This is a genomic window from Candidatus Margulisiibacteriota bacterium, assembly GCA_018822365.1.
Lineage (GTDB): Bacteria > Margulisbacteria > WOR-1 > O2-12-FULL-45-9 > XYB2-FULL-48-7 > XYB2-FULL-45-9.
On sequence record JAHJKL010000052.1, the window covers coordinates 25,385 to 43,654 of the forward strand.

Below are 18,270 nucleotides of genomic sequence, written 5' to 3' on the forward strand. Positions count from 1 at the left end.
CCCCATTCATTTGCTAAAATAGACGACATGTCGATCAAAAGAGTCGAAGCCGGCAAAACAGGCAAAGCTGGCAGAGCTGCTCCCAGTACCCCGCCAGCTGGTTTGCCGCCAATTTTGCGAGCCTCCTGGGAATTCCTAAAAAACACCGCCAAGCGTTTTGCCAGGGAAGGACGGGAGGAAAAGTCGGCCGCCCGCGAAGAACAATATATCAAGGAAGTTGTCAAAAAATTCAGATGATCAGCAGAAATGAGATCGAAGATAGAATAATTGCCGTCCTTCGCGAACAATTCTTAAAACATAGCGATGAAACGCTGGAAAAGTACAGCGAAAAGATCAAGGTGCTGGTCCGCTGGTACGTCTCTACCCTCCCCAGGCATATCGCCAAAACAGAAGCCGACGACCTGGAACAGGAGGCAAAGATCGCTTTTCTGGATTGCATCAAAACCTGGGACCCGCGCAAAGGGGAGCTCTGGACCTACGTTTCGGTCCGGCTGAAGGGGTCAATGCAGGACTATCTGCGCAAACGGGGGAATGACCCTGTTGTCGGGATGTACGAATTCATTACCTCGGCCGCCAATGTTTATCTGGCGTTCAACAGCAAGCATATTGCCCAGGATGATGTTGATAAAGGGCTTCATTTTGATAATGCCATCAAAGACCTTTCTAACAAGGAAAAAGCGGTCATTGACAATTATTATCGCAAAGATATGACCTTCAAGGAGATCGGTAAAGAAATTGGCCTTTCCGAGTCGCAGGTCTCGCGGATCTGCAAGGATGCCACCATGAAATTGAAGGAAAACATGACCGACCCAGGCGAAGAACCCGCTTAATTCCCTAACACGCTCTTTATCAGATCGATCAGCTTTTGCGGCTCAAATGGTTTGGTCAAATACGCGTCAACCCTGTCCTTGAAATCATCCTTGTTAATAAGATCCGCTTTAATTGAAACAACGATCACCGGAATGGTTTTGGTCGTCTCATTTTCCTTTAACCGCTTGCTCACTTCAAATCCGTCCATGATTGGCAGCATAATGTCGAGCAGGATCAGGTCAGGCCGGTCCTTTTCCGCCTTGCTTAGGCCGGTCACCCCATCCCTCGCGACCTCGACAGAGTAACCATATATTTCCAGCAATGTCGTGACCATTTCTACCGTTGGCTGATAATCCTCGATCAACAATATTTTTTTCATGCTTAATTCCCCACCGGCAAATTGACCACAATGGCCGTCCCCCAACCCAGGCCATCAGATTCCGCCCTGATCGATCCGCCATGCGCCTCGACTATTGTCTTTGAGATCGCCAGCCCCAACCCAACTCCTCCGGATGTTCTCGCATACGAATTATTAATTTGAAAGAACTTATCAAAGATTTTCTCCAAATATTGCTTTTCTATGCCGATCCCATTATCGATCACCCGCAGTTCAATCCCATCCTTGGTATTTCTCGCAATAACCATGATCTTTCCTCCCCTGGGTGAATATTTAATAGCGTTCCCGATAATATTTGAGCATAACCGGTACAGCCTTGACCTATCAGCCACCAGAGTATTGAGGTCGGCCTGAAGATCAACCTCGACCGACAGCTCCTCCGCCATGAACTGCGGCTCCATATTGGCGACCAGATCCTTAATAAGGGAGCTAAAAGCTACCGGCTCCTTTTTTATTTCCATCTTATGACCGCGTTCGATCCAGCTGACATCAAGGATGCTATCGATCAATTGCTGTAAATGCTCCCCTTCCCTTTTGATCGATTCGATCGCTTTTACCTGTTTTTCCGTCAATTGGCCAAGCTGTCCGGCCATGAGCATTGAAGAAAAACCCTTGATCGGGGTGAGCGGGGTCCGAAGCTCATGGGAAATGACCGATAAAAACTGGGTTTTGAGCCGGTCAACAACTTTTAGATCATCGACCGCCTTGGCCAATTCTTCTGATTTTCGCTTCGCTTCGTCCCTGGCCTGAGTCGTGTCCTCTAAAAGGCTAAGCATTCGTCCCTTGATCCGGGTCAATTCGTCGATCGTCTTTTTTTGCGACTGCAGCAGCTCCTCTTCTTTTTTAAGGTCAAGAAATATATAGATCTCGCCGATCTTTTCTCCCGCCCTATCCTTAACGACCGCCCCATCCATCCGGACCGGGAGCAGACTGCCATCTTTTCTATTTAGCACAATTTTCTTCTTACTGACAGACCCCTTTTCTTCCAATTCCTTATGGAAGGCGCCATGCTCAATCTTATCTAGGCAAACAAGGCCGCAGTCCTGTCCGATTATTTCTTTTTTCACATACTGAAATTCTTCTAAAAAGCTTTTATTAACCAGTTTTATTTTTTTAAACTGATCAACAAACAGCAGAAAACCCGGCATTGTATCTAAAATATCATTTGCTAATAAGGCGGGTGTGGGGGTTAACGCGCCATACCGGATTATTGCGACAGAAAAATACATCATATATGTAATCGTCGCTAAAGAAGTAAAACTTGGGAGTCCACTGTTGAACAATGGAGCAATAACGTCGACCAAGCCTATTAAAGTGCTTACCCCTATTCCCCAAATTAAAAGGCCCGCCTGTTTTTTTATTCTAAGTGAAGCAGATTGTTTTGCTGATAAGATCAACAATCCAAGCCCCCAAATGATCATTAACAATGAATATACGATCAATACCCAAAAATAAGGCCCAGGCATGCTAATATAACCCCATTGAGTTAAATATGGTGCCTGGTAAATCAGGTCATACAAATAATCCAGATATACAACAGCCATAAGCAAATACAAATACACAAAAAAACCCAAGCTGATCAGCTTGGTCTTACGACTTGCGAACTCCAGGCAAAAAGGAACAATCACGGTGATCAGAGCGAGCCAAAAGAAAAGGGATAGCTCGCTAAATATTTTCGCTATATGATCGTTATTTGAAAGAAGGGTCAACATATCAAACAAACAATATGATCCAACGGAAAGGGCAAAAACAAAGAAAATCCTATTGATCCTTGCCCCGTTATCCCGAGACATAATGACCGCGCCGCTTACTAAACCAACGATCATTCCCAGAAAAGAGATCAGGACAAAAATATGATTCATTTTTCTCCCAAACGACCCTTCAATTCCTTGATCTGGCTTTTCAGCTCGATAATACGGTCTTCTCGCCCCATCAATATTTTCTGGAACTTCTCCATTTCCTGGATCTTATTACGCAGTTCGTTTTCGCTCATGCGCTGTTCGGTCACGTCCATGCCGACCGACAGGACCATTTTGAATTTTCCCTTATCAAGCAAAACGGTATTGTTCCAGGCGATCAGGCGCGGCGTTCCATCCTTCATGATTATCGGGTTTTCATAATGATGTTCAATGATATTTTTATCTACGATCTCATTAAAAAGCGCGGTAATGGCGGGCCGCGTTTCCGGGGCCAAAAATATATCCAGCCACTTTTTACCGATGACCTCTTCCGCCAGGTAGCCGGTCAGCTTTTCCGCGTATTTATTAAAAATGATTATCTTTGACTCTTCACCCAGCCCGACAATTATATTAGGGGCAATCTCAATAAGAATATCAGAAAACGTCTTTTCTTTCCCAGGGGGAGTTATTTGAAAGCCGGCAACTTCAAATATTTCGGCCGGCTTCATGGGGCTATTTCAACCTTGTTGATGAATCGAGCATTAATGATCATTGCTTATGTCTCTGGGGATAATTTTAGACTCAAATATCATATAGTCAAGCAATTTAATGGTGCGCGCTACTGGGATCTCCCGATGTCGGCTTCGCCGAATCGGGATCCCGACGATTCCATCACTTCCATATCAATAATGACCGTCGGGAGAACCAGTGATCACCAATCCATTATCGAAACTCTTTTATTAGAATGGTGCGCGCTACTGGGATCGAACCAGTGACCCCTTGCCTGTCAAGCAAGTACTCTAACCAGCTGAGCTAAGCGCGCCCATTAACTAGCAACCTATTTATTATACAATAAGAGTTGTTTGTTGTCAGTTGTTAGTCGTCAGTTATTAAAAGGCGGCATCCAGATTTGAACTGGAGTAAACGGTTTTGCAGACCGCTGCCTAACCACTCGGCCATGCCGCCAGGAAAACTACCAACCAACAACACGGTCCGACAAACGTCGGACCTACGACTAACAACTGATCATTTTATTTTAATAAGTTGTTCGTTGTAGCGAGCCCATGGGGCGAGCGTGTTGTTAGTTGTCAGTTAAATAAGCGGGAGACGGGGTTCGAACCCGCGACCTTCTGCTTGGGAAGCAGAAGCTCTACCAGCTGAGCTACTCCCGCTCGATTTATTATTTCCCTTTAAATATACCGTAAAAAAAATCTGCCGCCATATCTTTGCAGCCAAGTCCAAAGGCGATCGCCGCCGCCAGACCGACCGCACCAATGATCACCCCAAGCTGGGGCATGAACGCTTCGCGTCTGATGCCAAATTGCTCTAAAACGACTAAAAAAGCAATTAAGACGATCAGGTAAAAAACAACTTTTGAGATAGTTCTGGCGCTTTCGATCCCAAAATTAGCCGCCAGGACCCTAACAATGCCGGAAATCAAGGTCGCGACCAAAACTCCGATCCCTAAAATAATAGAGGCAAGAAAGACCAGCCCGACAAAAGAGATGAACCTGGTCAACACCGGGCCGATCGCCAGCTGAAAATATTCGGCGACAGCAACAGTCCCGATAAAAACTACCGACCAATAAAGCCCATCGGCCAGCAATTCAGAGGTCGTCTGCCTGATCCCGCCTTTTTGCAGGACTTGCTTAAAACCGACTTTAACGGCCAGTTCGTCAAGCGCGATCGCTTTGCACAGGGCAATTAATCCGATAGAAAAGACCCGGCCAACGATAAAAACCAGCAAAAAAAGGCAAAGAGCGGTCAACAAATTCATAATTACCGGTATTGCCATTTGCCAGGCTGATCCCATCGCGCTCACCAAATCATTCATGTTACCAGCTCCTTTACCCCTTTAACATCGCTAAAAAAATCGAAAAAAGCATAAACGCCCCGGCCAATCCCCAGGTCAATCTGTCAAGCCCCTCTTCCATCCCTTTTGGCGTGCCAAAAATGTGGGCGGTGCCGCCGATTCCACCCAACCCTTCACCTTTGGCCGTGTGCAACAAGACCGCAATAACCAGTAGAATCCCGGACGCAATTTGCAAAAAAACCAATAATCCCGTCATGTTAACCTCTCTTTTTTAAATGGAGCAGAGGGGGATCGAACCCCTGGCCTCAGCGTTGCGAACGCTGCGCTCTCCCAGCTGAGCTACTGCCCCTCACTTATTTATCTTGAAGACAAGCGATACCAGGGAGGACTTTCCCCTCAACAAATTCGAGTGACGCGCCGCCGCCGGTAGAAATATGGGTCATTTTATCGGCCAGGCCGGCTTTTTCAACTGCCGCGACCGAGTCACCGCCCCCAATAACCGAAACCGCGCCGTTCTTTTCGGTCGCGTCAGCGACCATTTTCGCGATCGAGATCGTCCCGTTGGCGAATTTATCGAACTCAAAAACGCCAAGCGGACCGTTCCAGAAGATCGTCTTCGCTTTTTTTACCGCGTGCCCGAATTTGGTAATGGTTTCCGGACCTATATCCATCCCCTGCCAGTTGTCGGGTATCCCCGCCCGCGTCACCAGCTGTGAATTGGCATTGGCGTCGTACTTATCGGCTACGATATGATCAATGGGGAGCATGATCGGCACTCCCAGATCGATCGCTTTTTTTAGAATGTCGCGGGCCATGCTGACTTTATCCTCTTCTACCAACGAATTCCCTACGCTTATCCCACGCGCTTTAAAAAAGGTGTAGGCCATCCCCCCACCAATGATCAAGGTATCAACCTTGGATAATAAATTGGAGATAACATCGATCTTGCCGGATATTTTAGCTCCACCAAGAATTGCCACAAAAGGCTTGGCTGGAGAAGTGATCAGCTGGCCCAGGAACCTGATCTCCTTCTCCATCAAATAACCGGCATATCCTTTAAGGTATTTGGTCACCCCTTCGGTCGAGGCATGGGCCCGGTGGGCTGTCCCAAAAGCGTCGTTGACATAAACATCGGCCAGGGAAGCAAGCTTTTTCGCGAATGCCTGGTCGTTCTTCTCTTCTTCTTTGTAAAAACGGACATTTTCAAGAAGTAAAATATCCCCATCTTTTAAGGCGCTGACCGCCGCTTCAACTTCGGGCCCGATACAATCTTTAACGTAGACGATAGGCTTGCCAATAAGCTTGGCCAGCTTTTGGGCAACTGGCGCTAACCGAAATTTATCTTCCGGCCCATTTTTGGGCCGACCCAGGTGGGAGACCAGGATCACCTTCCCACCTTTGTCGGCAAGATATTTAATGGTCGGAAGAGCGCCCCGGATCCGGGTATCGTCAGTTATCGACTGCTTCTCGTCAAGCGGGACATTAAAATCAACCCGGACCAGGACCTTTTTCCCTTTTAATTCCTTAATATCTTCGATCGTCTTCTTGGCCATGATCGCTCCTTACTTTTTACCCGCGATCATTTTGACCAGGTCAACAACGCGGCAGGAATAGCCCCATTCGTTGTCGTACCAGGAAACAACCTTGAAGAAACGTTTTTCACCTTTCAGGTTGTTCTGCAGGGTCGCCAGAGAATCATAGATCGAGGAGCGATCGTCATGGATAAAATCGGTAGAAACGATCTCTTCGTCAGCGACGCCAAGAATTCCCTTCAGATAGGTCTTGGAAGCTTTTTTTAACAGGGCGTCGATCTCTTCGATCGAAGTATCTTTTGTCGCCCGGAAGGTCAGGTCAACCACGGACACGTCGGCCGTCGGCACGCGAAAGGACATCCCGGTCATTCTACCTTTGGTCGCCGGGAGAACTTCGCCAACCGCTTTGGCCGCGCCGGTAGTGGAAGGAATGATATTGATCGCCGCCGCCCGGCCGCCACGCCAATCTTTTTTGGAAGGACCGTCAACGGTCTTCTGGGTCGCGGTATAAGAGTGGATCGTAGTCATCAGGCCGGTCTCAACTCCAATCCCCTCTTTCAGCAGGACATGAACCACCGGAGCAAGGCAATTAGTAGTACAGGAGGCGTTAGAAATAATATTATGCTTGGTCGCGTCATATTCGTTGTCGTTAACCCCCATTACAATGGTCTTGACATCCCCTTTTCCGGGAGCGGAGATGATCACTTTTTTGGCTCCGGCGGCCAAATGTCCCTGGGCCTTCTCCGAACTGGTAAAAAGACCGGTCGATTCGATCACGTACTCAACCCCAAGCTCTTTCCAGGGGAGCTGGCCCGGCTCTTTGGTCGCCATAACACATTTGATCTTGCTTCCATTGATGACCAGAACATCATCTTCAGCCACGCCTGGAGCACTCTTTTCAGTGGAGATGGTCCCCTTGAACCTGCCGTGAACCGAATCATACTTCATCTGATAAGCGAAATACTTCGCGTCAGTTACAATATCAACAACCGCGACAACTTCTATCTCCTTCCCCAAAGCCCCCTTTTCAACCATCGCGTGAACTACCTGCCGACCGATCCTGCCGAACCCGTTGATCCCTACTTTTACTGCCATTTGATTGCCCCTTTCATACTAAATTTAAATTCCCAAAATTATTCATTATTCTAGCACCGTTTCTAAAATAATGTCAATCGTGCTATAATCGCGGCCGTGGAAAATAACGCCTGGAAAATCGTCTACCTCGCTACCATTTTTTCGCTTTTGATCCTCGCTTTAGCTTATTATTTGATGGCCCCAAAGGACCCGGCTGTCCTTTTGGGCGAAAAGACCGAAAAAATGGCTGAATTTTACGGGACCAGGGTTGAGGGACGCAAGGATGGCCGCAGATTGTGGGAATTCTACGCCCAAAAAGGCTGGACTATTAAAAACCAGGACGCGTCACACCTGATCAACGTCACCCGCGGCCGGATCTATAACAAAAAAGGGGAACTGACTCTTACCAGCCTGATCGCCCCCTGGGCGATCGTTAACCCCCGGACAGAGATTATTGAAGCCTTTGGCCAGCCCGAAGGGATCATCAATAAGCCAAGCAAATTGAAAGCGTCAATCGACCTTGGCAAATTCTCTTCAAAAAATAAGCATGATTGGACGACCATTGTCGCCGATCACATTCTCTACAACTCCCGGCACAATTTCTCAGAGATCTCCGGCAAGGCTCAACTGATCAAACGCGATTCAAAGCTGACCGCCGATGCCATCTCGGTCGACCATAACAGTAAAAGCGCCAAGCTCTCCGGACATCTTTTCCTGAAGCGCCGGGATGGGGTTATCAGGTCAGATTTTGGCGATTACTTTGGAGAAAGCGAACGCCTGGAGCTTTTTGGCGGGGTGACTTTTGAGGCGAAAGAAAAAGGGATAAAAACCACGACCATCCGCTGCGCCAGAGCAGTTTTATACGGCGATATTGACCGGGAGATCGAGCTTGCCGGGGGGGTCGAAGCCATCCAGGGGAAAAAGCTCTCTTTGGCCAATAATGGGGTTTATTCTCGGCTCAGCAAGAAGCTGTTCCTTTCCGGCCAAACCAGGACAGTGATTGAGAAAGCCCAGGCACTGATCAGGCTGGGGACCGCCAATAAACTGCGCAACGCGGACGTCCGGCAGATACTTCAGGCCAAAACCTTGCTGACCTCTGATAACATCGAATTTTCCACGACCAGCGGCAACGCCAGGGCGTCCGGCAACGTGGTTGTGACCCAAAAAGGGAAAGAAGCCAGGGCGGAGAGCGCCTATTACGACGATCAAAGAGAACTGCTAACAATGCGCGGGTCGGTCCAAATGAAAAAAGGGGAAGATTGGCTCAATTGCAGGAAAGTGACCATTTACGTCAGTCGTGAAGTCTTTGAAGCCGAAGGGTTGGTCGAAGCAAAATTCAAGCTCTAAAAGATCAGTTTTTGCCTTCTCATCGCGATGCTTTGTAATATCCCCACGCAGATCAGGTTAACGATCAAAGAAGAGCCGCCAAAACTGACAAAGGGTAAAGGGATGCCGACCACCGGCAGGAGCCCGATCACCATACCAATATTGGCAAAGAAATGAAACGCGAACATGATCGCGATCCCCATGGCGGTCATCCGTCCAAACAGGTCACGAGCTTCAAGCGCTATAACGACCGCCCGCCAGACCAGCAGAGCGTATGCAATGAGGAGAAAAAACGCCCCGATAAAACCGAACTCCTCGCCGATCGAGGAAAATATAAAATCGGAGTGCTGTTCCGGAATGAATTGCAATTGGGTCTGCGACCCATGCAAAAATCCTTTTCCCAGCAGGCCTCCCCCGCCAATGGCAATACAACTCTGCAAAGTATGGTAGCCGGCCCCCAGCGGATCGGCCGCCGGATTAAGAAAAGAGATTATTCTCGACTGCTGATACGGTTTTAGCACCCCCCACATGAACGGCAGCATCACACCGACCAGCACATTGGAACCAAAGATCACCAGCCACTGCCAGAAGTTGGCCCGGGAGAGAAAAAGCCCTAAATAAACCAATAGCAAATAAACGATCCAAAAGGGAAAAACGGGTCGCGTTAATAGTGAAAGCAAAGGAGTCAGCAGAAAAGCCAGGGTCCAAGGGGAGACCTCCCCTTCCACCAGCATGCCCAACAGGATCGCGAAAAAAACTATTGCCGTCCCCAGGTCAGGTTGTTTAAAGATCAGCATGATGGGGACCAGCACGATCAGCGCCACAGAAGTCAGCCCCTGCCAGGTATTAAGATCCCGGTGGATCGACAGGTAATAAGCCAGGATCAAAATGATCGCCAGTTTGGAAAACTCCGAGGGCTGGAAGGAAAAGAAACCGATCTGCAGCCAGCGCTGGGCCCCCATGGCGCTTGAGCCGGTAAAAAGGATCAGAAAAAGGAGGAGAATCGAGCCAAGATAGACAAAAGGAGACCATTTTTTTAAATGTTCGTAGTCAACATAAGCAAAAACCCACATCATGATAAACCCAATGATCAGCGAAAAGAACTGCCTTTTGACAAAAATAAAGGGGTCGCCGTCGATCCTGATCTGCAAGCGGTATGTGGTGCTGAAAATAGCCAATAGACCGATAACAATTAAAAAAGTGACCGCGCCCCAGATCAAGAGATCGGAAAGCCTGAGCATCCGGAAATTGATCATTCGAAATAACCGACCGCCGACAGGAGAGCTTTGGCTTTATTGATAGTCTCCTGATATTCCCGGCCAGGGTCGGAATCGGCCACGATCCCCGCCCCTGCCTGCAAGTAGGCGCGCCCTTCTTTGACCAGGATCGTCCTGATAGTTATCGCGGTATCAAGGTCGCCGGAAAAGCTCAGATAACCGACACACCCGGCATAAAGCCCGCGGCGCAGGTTCTCAAGCTCGTCAATTATCTCCATCGCCCGGACCTTTGGCGCGCCGGAAACGGTCCCGGCCGGGAAACAGGCTTTCAACAGGTCAAGGGCGCTTTTTTTGCTCTGAAGCTTGCCGGTCACGTTGCTGACAATATGCATAACGTGGGAATAGCGCTCGATCGTCATTTTTTCGGTCACGGCAACGCTCCCATATTCGCAGACCCGCCCCAGGTCGTTTCGTCCAAGGTCGACCAGCATCACATGCTCGGCCAGCTCCTTTTTGTTGGACAATAGTTCGGCTTCCAGTTTTTTGTCTTCCGCTTCCCCGCTCCCCCGCCGGATAGTCCCGGCGATCGGCCTGACCGTCGCTGTCCGCCCGGTCAACCGGACCATGACTTCCGGCGATGAGCCAATAACCTTCAGCCCACCCAGTTTGAAAAAATACATATATGGGGACGGGTTGATCATTCGCAGTACCCGGTAAACATTAAATGGATCGGCCTGGCATTTGGCCTCTAACCGTTGGGAAAGGACAACCTGGATAACATCTCCAGCCTTGATATACTCCTTAGCCCGCCGGACCATATTCTCATATTCGTTTTTGCTAAGATTCGAATTAAAGGCAACCTCTTTCGCCGTTTTGATCGGCAGGGATATCTCCTTTGGCAAGGCGGCCAGCGGTTTACGGAGTTTTTTCTCCAACACTTGGATCTTGGCGCAGGCCTCCAGGTAAGCGCTTTTAGGGTTCTTCTTGTCCAGATGGGCGTTAGCGATAATTTGGATCTTGTGTTTAACGTGATCAAAAGCAAGCAGAGTGTCGGCCAGCAAAAATGTTGCCTTGGGTAGTTTCAGCGGGTCGGGATTCTTATCCGGGATCTTTTCAATTTCCCTGACCGCGTCGTAACTGACATACCCGACCAGCCCGCCGCAAAATGGAGGAAGGTTGGGAACTTCTACCGGACGGTAGCGCTTCATTAACTGGCCGATCTCATCCAGGCTTCGGGGTTGGATCACGTTCTTAACGGGAACCGAACCAAGAAAAGAATAACGGGCGACCTGCTCCCCCCCCTCCACCGACTCCAGCAGAAAAGAGTATTCGCTTTCGATCTTTTTGTAGGCGGAAACCGGGGTTTCCAGGTCGGCGACTATCTCCTTATAGACCGGGACCAGATTCCCTTTTTTGGCCAAATTGATGAATTCTTTTTCACTTGGATAGTACATGATCCCTCTTGGTTGTAATGTTACTGCGATTAATTGGTCCGCGCAACTACGTATTCAGCCAGGCTTTTTAGTCCCTCGGCTCTATTGCCAAAACCGGCCAGAGCCTTTTGGGCGGAATCCCTTTCCGCCAAAGCCATTTTTTTTGATCTTTCCAGCCCGATTAAATACGGATACCCCTTTTTTATGTCCGCCTGGACCGGCTTGCCAAGCTTTTTCCTGGTGGAAGTCGCGTCAAGAATATCGTCGGCGATCTGAAAGGCCAGGCCAAGATGCTCGGCGTATCCGGCCAGAGCGTCCAACTTTTTTGGGGAGGCGCCACAAATTATACCGGAGCCGCGGACGCAAGCCCGCAGCAGTGCGGCTGTTTTCCATTTGTGGATCAAACGGAGCTGGTTTAGTGTTATACGTTTGTTTGGCGCGTCAATATCGGCCACCTGGCCTTCAACTACTTCTAATAGAGCGCTAGAGAGTTCAACCAGGGAGCGCGGCTGATCGGCAATGATCTCAAAGGCAAGCGTGTTGAGCGCGTCGCCGGCCAGGATCGCCAGCGCTTCGCCAAAGACCTTGTGACTTGAGGGCTTCCCCCTGCGGAAATCGGCATTATCCATCGCCGGAAGGTCATCATGGATCAGGGTAAAAGTATGGATCATTTCAACCGCGCAGGCAAAAGGGATCACCTTCTTTTCGGGCTTCCCCAGGGTAGCGGCTGTGGCAAGACAGAGAAGAGGGCGAAACCTTTTACCTCCGGCAAAAATAGAATACCGCATCGCCCTGGCCAACTTCCCCCGTTTTGGCAAATATTTGTCCAGCGCCTGATCGATCATTTTCATCGCCGCACCATGATCCCCTTTGCCCCAAGATGGTCTTTGATCTCTTTGATCGTCAACTCGCGATAGTGAAGAAGAGAAGCAAGCAGGGCGGCATCGGCCTGAGCCTCAACAAAAGCGGCGTAAATGTGGTCCAGGGTCCCGGCTCCGCCGGAAGCGATGACCGGGATCGAAACCGCGTCAGCTATCGCCCTGGTCAATTGAACATCATAACCGATCCTGGTCCCGTCACGGTCCATGCTGGTCAAAAGAATCTCACCAGCCCCTAATTGTTCCGCTTTTTTCGCCCATTCAACCGCGTCGATCCCGGTCGCCGTCCTCCCGCCATGAGTATATACTTCCCACTCAATCCCTCGATCCCTTGATGCCTTATCTTCCTGTGTCCTTTTCGCATCAACCGCCACAACAATGCACTGGCTCCCAAATTTCTCCGCCGCCCTGGTAATTAATGACGGGTCGCGGACCGCCGCGGTATTTATGGAAACCTTGTCTGCCCCATTGGCAATAATTTCACGGATCGTTTCAAGGTCGTTGATCCCACCGCCAACGGTGAAAGGGATATAGATAGTTTCCGCCACTTTCTTGACGACTTCCAGCATGATGTAGCGCTTGTCAGATGACGCGGTGATATCCAGAAAAACCAGCTCATCGGCCCCTTCTTTATCATAAAAGGCGGCCAAGGCAACCGGGTCGCCGGCGTCTTTAAGGTCGATAAAGTTAACCCCTTTGACCACTCGGCCTTCTTTGACATCAAGACAAGGAATAATTCTCTTGGCTAGCATTGGTATCCTTCACTCCTTAATAAGGCGATCTTTTTGCGTAATCCCCCGGCAAAACCACCAAGCCCATTGGCCGCCACCACCCGGTGGCAGGGAACGATTGGGGCGTATCGATTCTTGTTTAAGGCGTTGCCAACCGCCCGGGCCGCTTTTGGCCGACCAATCCTACGGGCAACCCAACTGTAACTCCTAACCTCACCTCTGGGGATCAGTTTAACGGCGGCGTAAACATCTTTTTCAAACTGAGTCGGTTGTTTCATATTTTTCCCCGCGGCTAAACGCCGCGGTTAAATCCTGGAAACCGCGAAGTTTATTCGCTGGTTTCCAGTGATCTCATCGTTCCAACAAATACTTCTCGATCTTCTCGAAAGAAGTGTTGACGATATGCTTATCGCTTAAACCGGCCGCTTTGATCAATTCTTCCGATTTGCGAAAGTCCCCCAGCATCCAGGAAGCGTGAGAATCGGTCCCCAGCGCCACCAGCCAATCCAGTTTTTTTATCTCCCGGGCCGCCTGCAAACATTTGTCCCAGGAACCGGGCCGGCTGATAAAAGAACTGTTATTTAATTCAACCAGTACTTTACCCTCTTTAGCGGCGGCTACAACAGCCGGGATATTAACGGGGAACTTGGGATTACCGATATGGCCGAGTATATTGACCTTAGGATTGCGCTTGATGGTTTTGATCAGAACTTCGGTGTTTTTTTCTTCCCCTTGATTGTCACAGCCAACCCTGGGGTGAAGGCTGGCGATCACTATTTCCAATTCATTGAGCTCATAATCAGACAGGTCAATTTCTCCATCGGCGCTGATAATGTTGACTTCACAGCCCCGGTAGAGCCTGACCCCGTCGATCTTTTCGGGGACCATCTTCATGTTGGCAAAATAATAGAGGTGCGGGCCGCCGGGCATCGCCGGTCCGTGGTCGGTCAGAGCAAATGCTTTTAACCCGATTTTCTTCGCCTGGGAGGCGTACTCTTCCATAGTTGAATAAGCGTGACCGGAAGAGATCGTGTGAACATGGAGATCGGCGACGTACTTCATGAGCTTATTTTAGCATGAAATACTAGGAATTATGACTAAAAAAGCAACGCTTTGTATATTCCATCGACATAATTATCCCATTTTTCCGGAACAATCCGGGCTCTAACACCTGGAATCGAATGTATATCGGCGCTGGCGATCAGCAAATGGAAATAGAACATCTCCGCCGAAGAGAAAGCAGAGGCGGATAATTGGGCTTTGGCCCGATCAACAGCTTCCGGTAAAGGGAGGTTCTCTTTATTGATATCACCAAATAAGTGATGTGTCCGGATCAGGGTTAATATGAACTCTGTTTCTTGAGCGGTAAGCTTACCAACACCAGAAACAAGCGGATCCGCCAGAATCCCGGCGGCAATCAGCGCTGATTGATCGGCATGTCGAGGGTTAACGGGGTCACTTAACTTGCCAACATCATGATACAAGAGGGCGATCCTTAACAATTCTTTAAGCGGACGCTTAAAACCTGTAGGCATAACAATCCCCCGACTGGCTAAATCGTCTGTTTCCAGCAGATGCAAAGCGTTAAATGTGTGCTGCAATGGGTCAAGGCCGCTGTGAGACGGGTTTTGCTGTAATCCGATCAACCGACGCAAGGGATTGCCCGACGGGATTAGAGCGAGAAAATCAGGATATTGAAGTTGGGCCCTGAACGCAGTGTCCGGCTGGATCGCGATGCAACCGGCAAGAGGGGGATTGACCGCCAGCCTTGAAGTTTGGGTCGTTTCGGCCAGGCGGTAGGCCGCCAGCATTTCCCGATAATAAGCCTGCTCAAATAAAAAGAACGAATCGTAGCCGAAAACCGGTTCAAATGAACCGTGATGCCTGCTCGATCGTCTGGTTAAATTCTCTCTACCGGCCTGAAACTCATCTTTGGTCTGGCCGGTCCCTTTGACCCGGCAAAGGAGCTTGAGCATCTCCGGCCTTCTTGCCTCAACCAATTTAACCGTCTGGTCCCATAAATGATCCGGGACCATAATCCTTTGGACCTGATCAAGAGGGACATCGTGAGGGACCTCAAGTTGCGGATAAGTGCTCATCAATTTATCCGCGTCTCCCATAAGAACAGTATGTCCTACACATTGAGGCTTGGCCTGTGCTTGCCCTAACCGCCTGTTATATTCCACCCTTTGAGCCAGGTCCTTGAACAGCTTCTCTTTGCCAATTTTATCGTCCATTTGTTTGACCGCATGAACTCTGCCGCTGTATAGAAGCATTATCATTTGATCCATTCTCTGCTGGCTAATTTGTATATTACCCAGCAACTCAAAGATATTCCCCTTGGGACAAAGAAATTGTTCTTCCGGGTCAACAAATAAGATCTTCCAGCTTTCATCGCTCCCCCAAATAGCGACAAGATCTTCTCGTTTCGGATATTTTTCAAATATGTGCACTTTATTGACTACCCGTTGTCCCTTAAACTCCTCCAAAAACAGACTGACCACCCTGCTCCGGTCTTTCTCTGTTTCCCAAAAACCCGGTTTCATGACCACAACTATTTCTCCGTATTCATGGCTTAAGCCATAACGGAAATATTTTACTTGTCGGCCATTGGTCCTTAAAAAGCCGTGCCCAACGATGTCTTGAAGCTCTTGCTCGCCAATATTCCTGGAAAATGGGAGCATTTGACCCGATGATTTAACATTATCAATTAATTGAATAATTACCGGAGTAAGGCCGATCTCGCCCGTAAATTCACGGTAAGCCGGCCGGGGAGCGGGAGGCAAGAGCATACCGTCTGTTTTAAGCTCGATCATCACCGGCTTCGTATCACATTCGAGGCGATATTGCCGGGCAGATATCTCCAGCAAAATAACAGCCGAAAGACGTTCCAGGCCTAGCCAGCCTTTGACTTTCTCTTGGATCCCGACTATTTTCTGTTCGATTTGGAATAATTCATCCCTAGTTAATGGGTCATTGGAGAAAAATAGCTTGGTCTGGACTTCTAACATTTTGTCGACTTCTTTATCGTGATCTCGCTCTGCATGGCCGATCCGGTCGATCCTGGCCCCGATCTCCAGTAAAACAACCCCGATCATATTTTTTATACAGCGCTCTCCCCTGGCGCCATTGATCAGCGAACAAGCCTCATTGTTCAGCTCGATCAATTCGGCGGCTGACAACGATTTTTGCCCCAGAAACAACCTGGCCTGGATACGCTGGAGAGAGAAAACAACCATTTCCCTCTTTAACTTAGTCGCGTTACGGGCAGAGGAAAGATCGGGAAGAAGAGGTTTACGTAAGTCCATTTCTAGAAAAAGAGCCTGGGCTTCAGCCTTAACGCTTGCCGGAAGGTGAGGACTGCCCATGATTCTGGCTAAAACCCGTTCTTGAATAGCCGCCAATGTCCGTTTGGAGGTCGCTTTTTCCAGGACTTTCCTGAAGGAGTTGACCGATAATCCTTTTAAATTTATTACAACCCTGTTTGCCATAGTCATTACAGATAATTATCGTTAAAAAGTGGAGAAAATTTCAATTATGAGGGCTAATTATCCGGCTTTTTCCAGCTCTTCTTCGGAGATATCAAAGTTGGTAAAGACTTCCTGAACATCGTCGTGCTCTTCAAGCAAACTCACCAGCTTGAGAGCCTTTTGCGCCGTTTCGCCGGTCAGCTTGACCGTGGTCGTCGGGATCATGGCGATATCCGCCTGGACCGGATTAAACCCGGCAGACTGCAGGGCATTCTTGACCTTTTCAAAGTTCTCCGGGGTGGTCAGGACCTCGATCGTTTTGTCTTCGGAAATGATGTCTTCGGCCCCGGCATCGATCGCGGCCAGGGTTAATTTATCCTCATCGATGCCCGCTTTTTCCAGGACAATGCTCCCCCGGCGATTAAAAAGATAGGAAACACTGCCGGAAGAACCAAGGTTGCCGCCATGTTTATCAAAAGTATTGCGGATCTCTCCAGCCGCCCGGTTCCGGTTATCCGTCATTACATTGACCAGGATCGCAAATCCCCCCGGACCAAACCCTTCGTATGTTAGCTCCTCCATCACCGCGTCGCCGCCGCCAAGCCCCTTTTCGATCGCCCTTTTAATATTATCGTTCGGCATATTGGCCGCTTTTGCCTTATCGATCGATAAACGAAGCCTGGGATTGGCCGCCGGGTCTCCCCCGCCAACTTTTGCCGCGGTCGATATTTCCCTGATTATCTTAGTAAAGATCCGACCCCGAGCGGCATCGGTCTTGGCCTTTGCTCTTTTAATTGTCGCCCATTTAGAATGACCTGACATATTAGAGTTATTTTAGCATAGTATAACTAATTCTGTAAAACAATGATGGCCGCTTGAAATTATTAGCCGTATTTATCGATAATAAAATAGAATATGAGAGCGACAATGCCAAATATCATTCATGGGCGCTTTTTTAGGGCCATCCGGCTCTTGGCTCTTCCCCTGGCAATTAATGCCGGAAGCGCCTGTTCCGGCAAGATCATTAAGCCGGAAGAGTGCCTAAGCCTGAATCAGATGGAGTGCCAACGCCAACAGGTAAAAATTACCGTAGACGACCCTCAGTTTCAACCGGAACAAGCCTATTTAACCAAGAGAACCAACCAATTGCTCCTGGCCCTTCCATCCTGCTCATACCAGGGTATCAAAGAGATCATTTTCACGCCAAACCTACTCACTCCCGGGGCGGCAGGTGAACGGGTTTGCATATCAGTTGATTCGTCAAATGGAAATTCTTCCAGGTCTTGTTATGTCAATATCAGCACCAATTGGCTAATGAAGGAACCGGTCCCCACCACTCCAGGTCTGCCCCATTATTGGGAATATTCCCTGGTCCACGAGATCGGCCACAACTCTTTGGATATCGCTTGCTATAACGGCAAATTTGGAACAATTTCTTTTAACCCGGATGGAAATCCTAAAACCCTGAATGAAGCAGACTATCTGCTGAGATATAGTTTTTATCCCAACGAAGAACATATTTCAGCGGTAGAAAGCCCCAAAGAGGATTTCGCTTACTCTTACGCGAGTTTCGTGCTGGATAGCGGATATTTCAAACAAAAAGCCCAGGCCTCAAATGCCGCTTCCCAAAAATATTACATTATGCAAAATTATGTGTTTCCCCATGAATATCCGGCCCAGCCTTAAATAAC

The 18,270-nt window shown here is 48.9% G+C and carries 19 protein-coding genes and 4 tRNA genes; 4 read left to right on the forward strand and 19 right to left on the reverse strand.

Annotated features, from left to right (window positions below; all coding sequences use genetic code 11):
- Positions 1–27: 27 nt before the first annotated feature.
- Positions 28–237, forward strand: coding sequence for a hypothetical protein (locus KKF06_04365; protein MBU1617000.1), 210 nt, complete (start codon positions 28–30; stop codon positions 235–237).
- Positions 234–830 (forward strand): sigma-70 family RNA polymerase sigma factor, encoded by a 597-nt coding sequence (locus tag KKF06_04370; protein MBU1617001.1) that lies wholly within the window; start codon positions 234–236, stop codon positions 828–830. Before KKF06_04365 ends, KKF06_04370 begins: the two co-directional genes overlap by 4 nt.
- Here KKF06_04370 and KKF06_04375 read toward each other — a convergent pair.
- The 11 genes from KKF06_04375 to gap all read right to left on the reverse strand — a co-directional run bounded on the left by KKF06_04375 (position 827) and on the right by gap (position 7,545).
- On the reverse strand, positions 827–1,189 hold the full coding sequence (locus tag KKF06_04375) for a response regulator (protein ID MBU1617002.1): 363 nt from the start codon (positions 1,187–1,189) through the stop codon (positions 827–829). The genes KKF06_04370 and KKF06_04375 overlap by 4 nt on opposite strands.
- Before the next feature lie 2 nt (positions 1,190–1,191).
- Positions 1,192–3,069 carry a PAS domain-containing protein gene (locus KKF06_04380; GenBank protein ID MBU1617003.1) on the reverse strand — a complete coding sequence of 626 codons (1,878 nt, stop codon included), beginning with the start codon at positions 3,067–3,069 and terminating at the stop codon, positions 1,192–1,194.
- On the reverse strand, positions 3,066–3,614 hold the full coding sequence (locus KKF06_04385; protein MBU1617004.1) for a PAS domain S-box protein: 549 nt from the start codon (positions 3,612–3,614) through the stop codon (positions 3,066–3,068). The genes KKF06_04380 and KKF06_04385 overlap by 4 nt, the downstream gene beginning before the upstream one ends.
- Positions 3,615–3,851: 237 nt before the next feature.
- A tRNA-Val gene (locus KKF06_04390) sits at positions 3,852–3,928 on the reverse strand.
- A gap of 72 nt (positions 3,929–4,000) precedes the next feature.
- Positions 4,001–4,071: transfer RNA gene (locus KKF06_04395), tRNA-Cys, on the reverse strand.
- A gap of 133 nt (positions 4,072–4,204) precedes the next feature.
- Positions 4,205–4,277, reverse strand: a tRNA-Gly gene (locus tag KKF06_04400).
- Positions 4,278–4,285: 8 nt separating this feature from the next.
- Positions 4,286–4,939, reverse strand: a complete 654-nt coding sequence (locus tag KKF06_04405; protein MBU1617005.1) for a hypothetical protein — start codon at positions 4,937–4,939, stop codon at positions 4,286–4,288.
- A 13-nt stretch (positions 4,940–4,952) separates the two neighbouring features.
- Positions 4,953–5,174, reverse strand: a complete 222-nt coding sequence (gene secG / locus KKF06_04410; GenBank protein ID MBU1617006.1) for a preprotein translocase subunit SecG — start codon at positions 5,172–5,174, stop codon at positions 4,953–4,955.
- A 20-nt stretch (positions 5,175–5,194) separates the two neighbouring features.
- Positions 5,195–5,267, reverse strand: a tRNA-Ala gene (locus KKF06_04415).
- 4 nt (positions 5,268–5,271) lie between these two features.
- On the reverse strand, positions 5,272–6,471 hold the full coding sequence (locus KKF06_04420) for a phosphoglycerate kinase (GenBank protein ID MBU1617007.1): 1,200 nt from the start codon (positions 6,469–6,471) through the stop codon (positions 5,272–5,274).
- 9 nt (positions 6,472–6,480) lie between these two features.
- Positions 6,481–7,545, reverse strand: a complete 1,065-nt coding sequence (gene gap / locus KKF06_04425; protein ID MBU1617008.1) for a type I glyceraldehyde-3-phosphate dehydrogenase — start codon at positions 7,543–7,545, stop codon at positions 6,481–6,483.
- Between the two features lie 96 nt (positions 7,546–7,641).
- Here gap and KKF06_04430 point away from each other — a divergent pair, with 96 nt between their 5' ends.
- Positions 7,642–8,871 carry a hypothetical protein gene (locus KKF06_04430; protein ID MBU1617009.1) on the forward strand — a complete coding sequence of 410 codons (1,230 nt, stop codon included), beginning with the start codon at positions 7,642–7,644 and terminating at the stop codon, positions 8,869–8,871.
- Here KKF06_04430 and rodA read toward each other — a convergent pair.
- The 8 genes from rodA to KKF06_04470 all read right to left on the reverse strand — a co-directional run bounded on the left by rodA (position 8,868) and on the right by KKF06_04470 (position 17,401).
- Positions 8,868–10,106, reverse strand: a complete 1,239-nt coding sequence (gene rodA, locus KKF06_04435) for a rod shape-determining protein RodA (protein MBU1617010.1) — start codon at positions 10,104–10,106, stop codon at positions 8,868–8,870. The genes KKF06_04430 and rodA overlap by 4 nt on opposite strands.
- Positions 10,103–11,521, reverse strand: coding sequence for an anthranilate synthase component I (gene trpE, locus KKF06_04440; GenBank protein MBU1617011.1), 1,419 nt, complete (start codon positions 11,519–11,521; stop codon positions 10,103–10,105). The genes rodA and trpE overlap by 4 nt, the downstream gene beginning before the upstream one ends.
- A gap of 29 nt (positions 11,522–11,550) precedes the next feature.
- Complete coding sequence (locus tag KKF06_04445) at positions 11,551–12,351, reverse strand: polyprenyl synthetase family protein (protein ID MBU1617012.1); 801 nt, start codon at positions 12,349–12,351, stop codon at positions 11,551–11,553.
- Positions 12,348–13,130, reverse strand: a complete 783-nt coding sequence (gene hisF, locus KKF06_04450) for an imidazole glycerol phosphate synthase subunit HisF (GenBank protein ID MBU1617013.1) — start codon at positions 13,128–13,130, stop codon at positions 12,348–12,350. Before hisF ends, KKF06_04445 begins: the two co-directional genes overlap by 4 nt.
- Entirely contained in the window at positions 13,124–13,387 is a 264-nt protein-coding gene (locus KKF06_04455) for an MGMT family protein (GenBank protein ID MBU1617014.1), read from the reverse strand. Before KKF06_04455 ends, hisF begins: the two co-directional genes overlap by 7 nt.
- Before the next feature lie 73 nt (positions 13,388–13,460).
- Positions 13,461–14,171: a phosphatase gene (locus tag KKF06_04460; GenBank protein ID MBU1617015.1), complete on the reverse strand. Its 711-nt coding sequence runs from the start codon at positions 14,169–14,171 to the stop codon at positions 13,461–13,463.
- Positions 14,172–14,206: 35 nt separating this feature from the next.
- Positions 14,207–16,600, reverse strand: coding sequence for an HD domain-containing protein (locus tag KKF06_04465; GenBank protein ID MBU1617016.1), 2,394 nt, complete (start codon positions 16,598–16,600; stop codon positions 14,207–14,209).
- 57 nt (positions 16,601–16,657) lie between these two features.
- Complete coding sequence (locus KKF06_04470) at positions 16,658–17,401, reverse strand: YebC/PmpR family DNA-binding transcriptional regulator (GenBank protein ID MBU1617017.1); 744 nt, start codon at positions 17,399–17,401, stop codon at positions 16,658–16,660.
- 105 nt (positions 17,402–17,506) lie between these two features.
- Between KKF06_04470 and KKF06_04475 the strand changes: the two genes are divergently transcribed.
- Positions 17,507–18,265 (forward strand): hypothetical protein, encoded by a 759-nt coding sequence (locus KKF06_04475; protein MBU1617018.1) that lies wholly within the window; start codon positions 17,507–17,509, stop codon positions 18,263–18,265.
- Positions 18,266–18,270 lie beyond the last annotated feature (5 nt).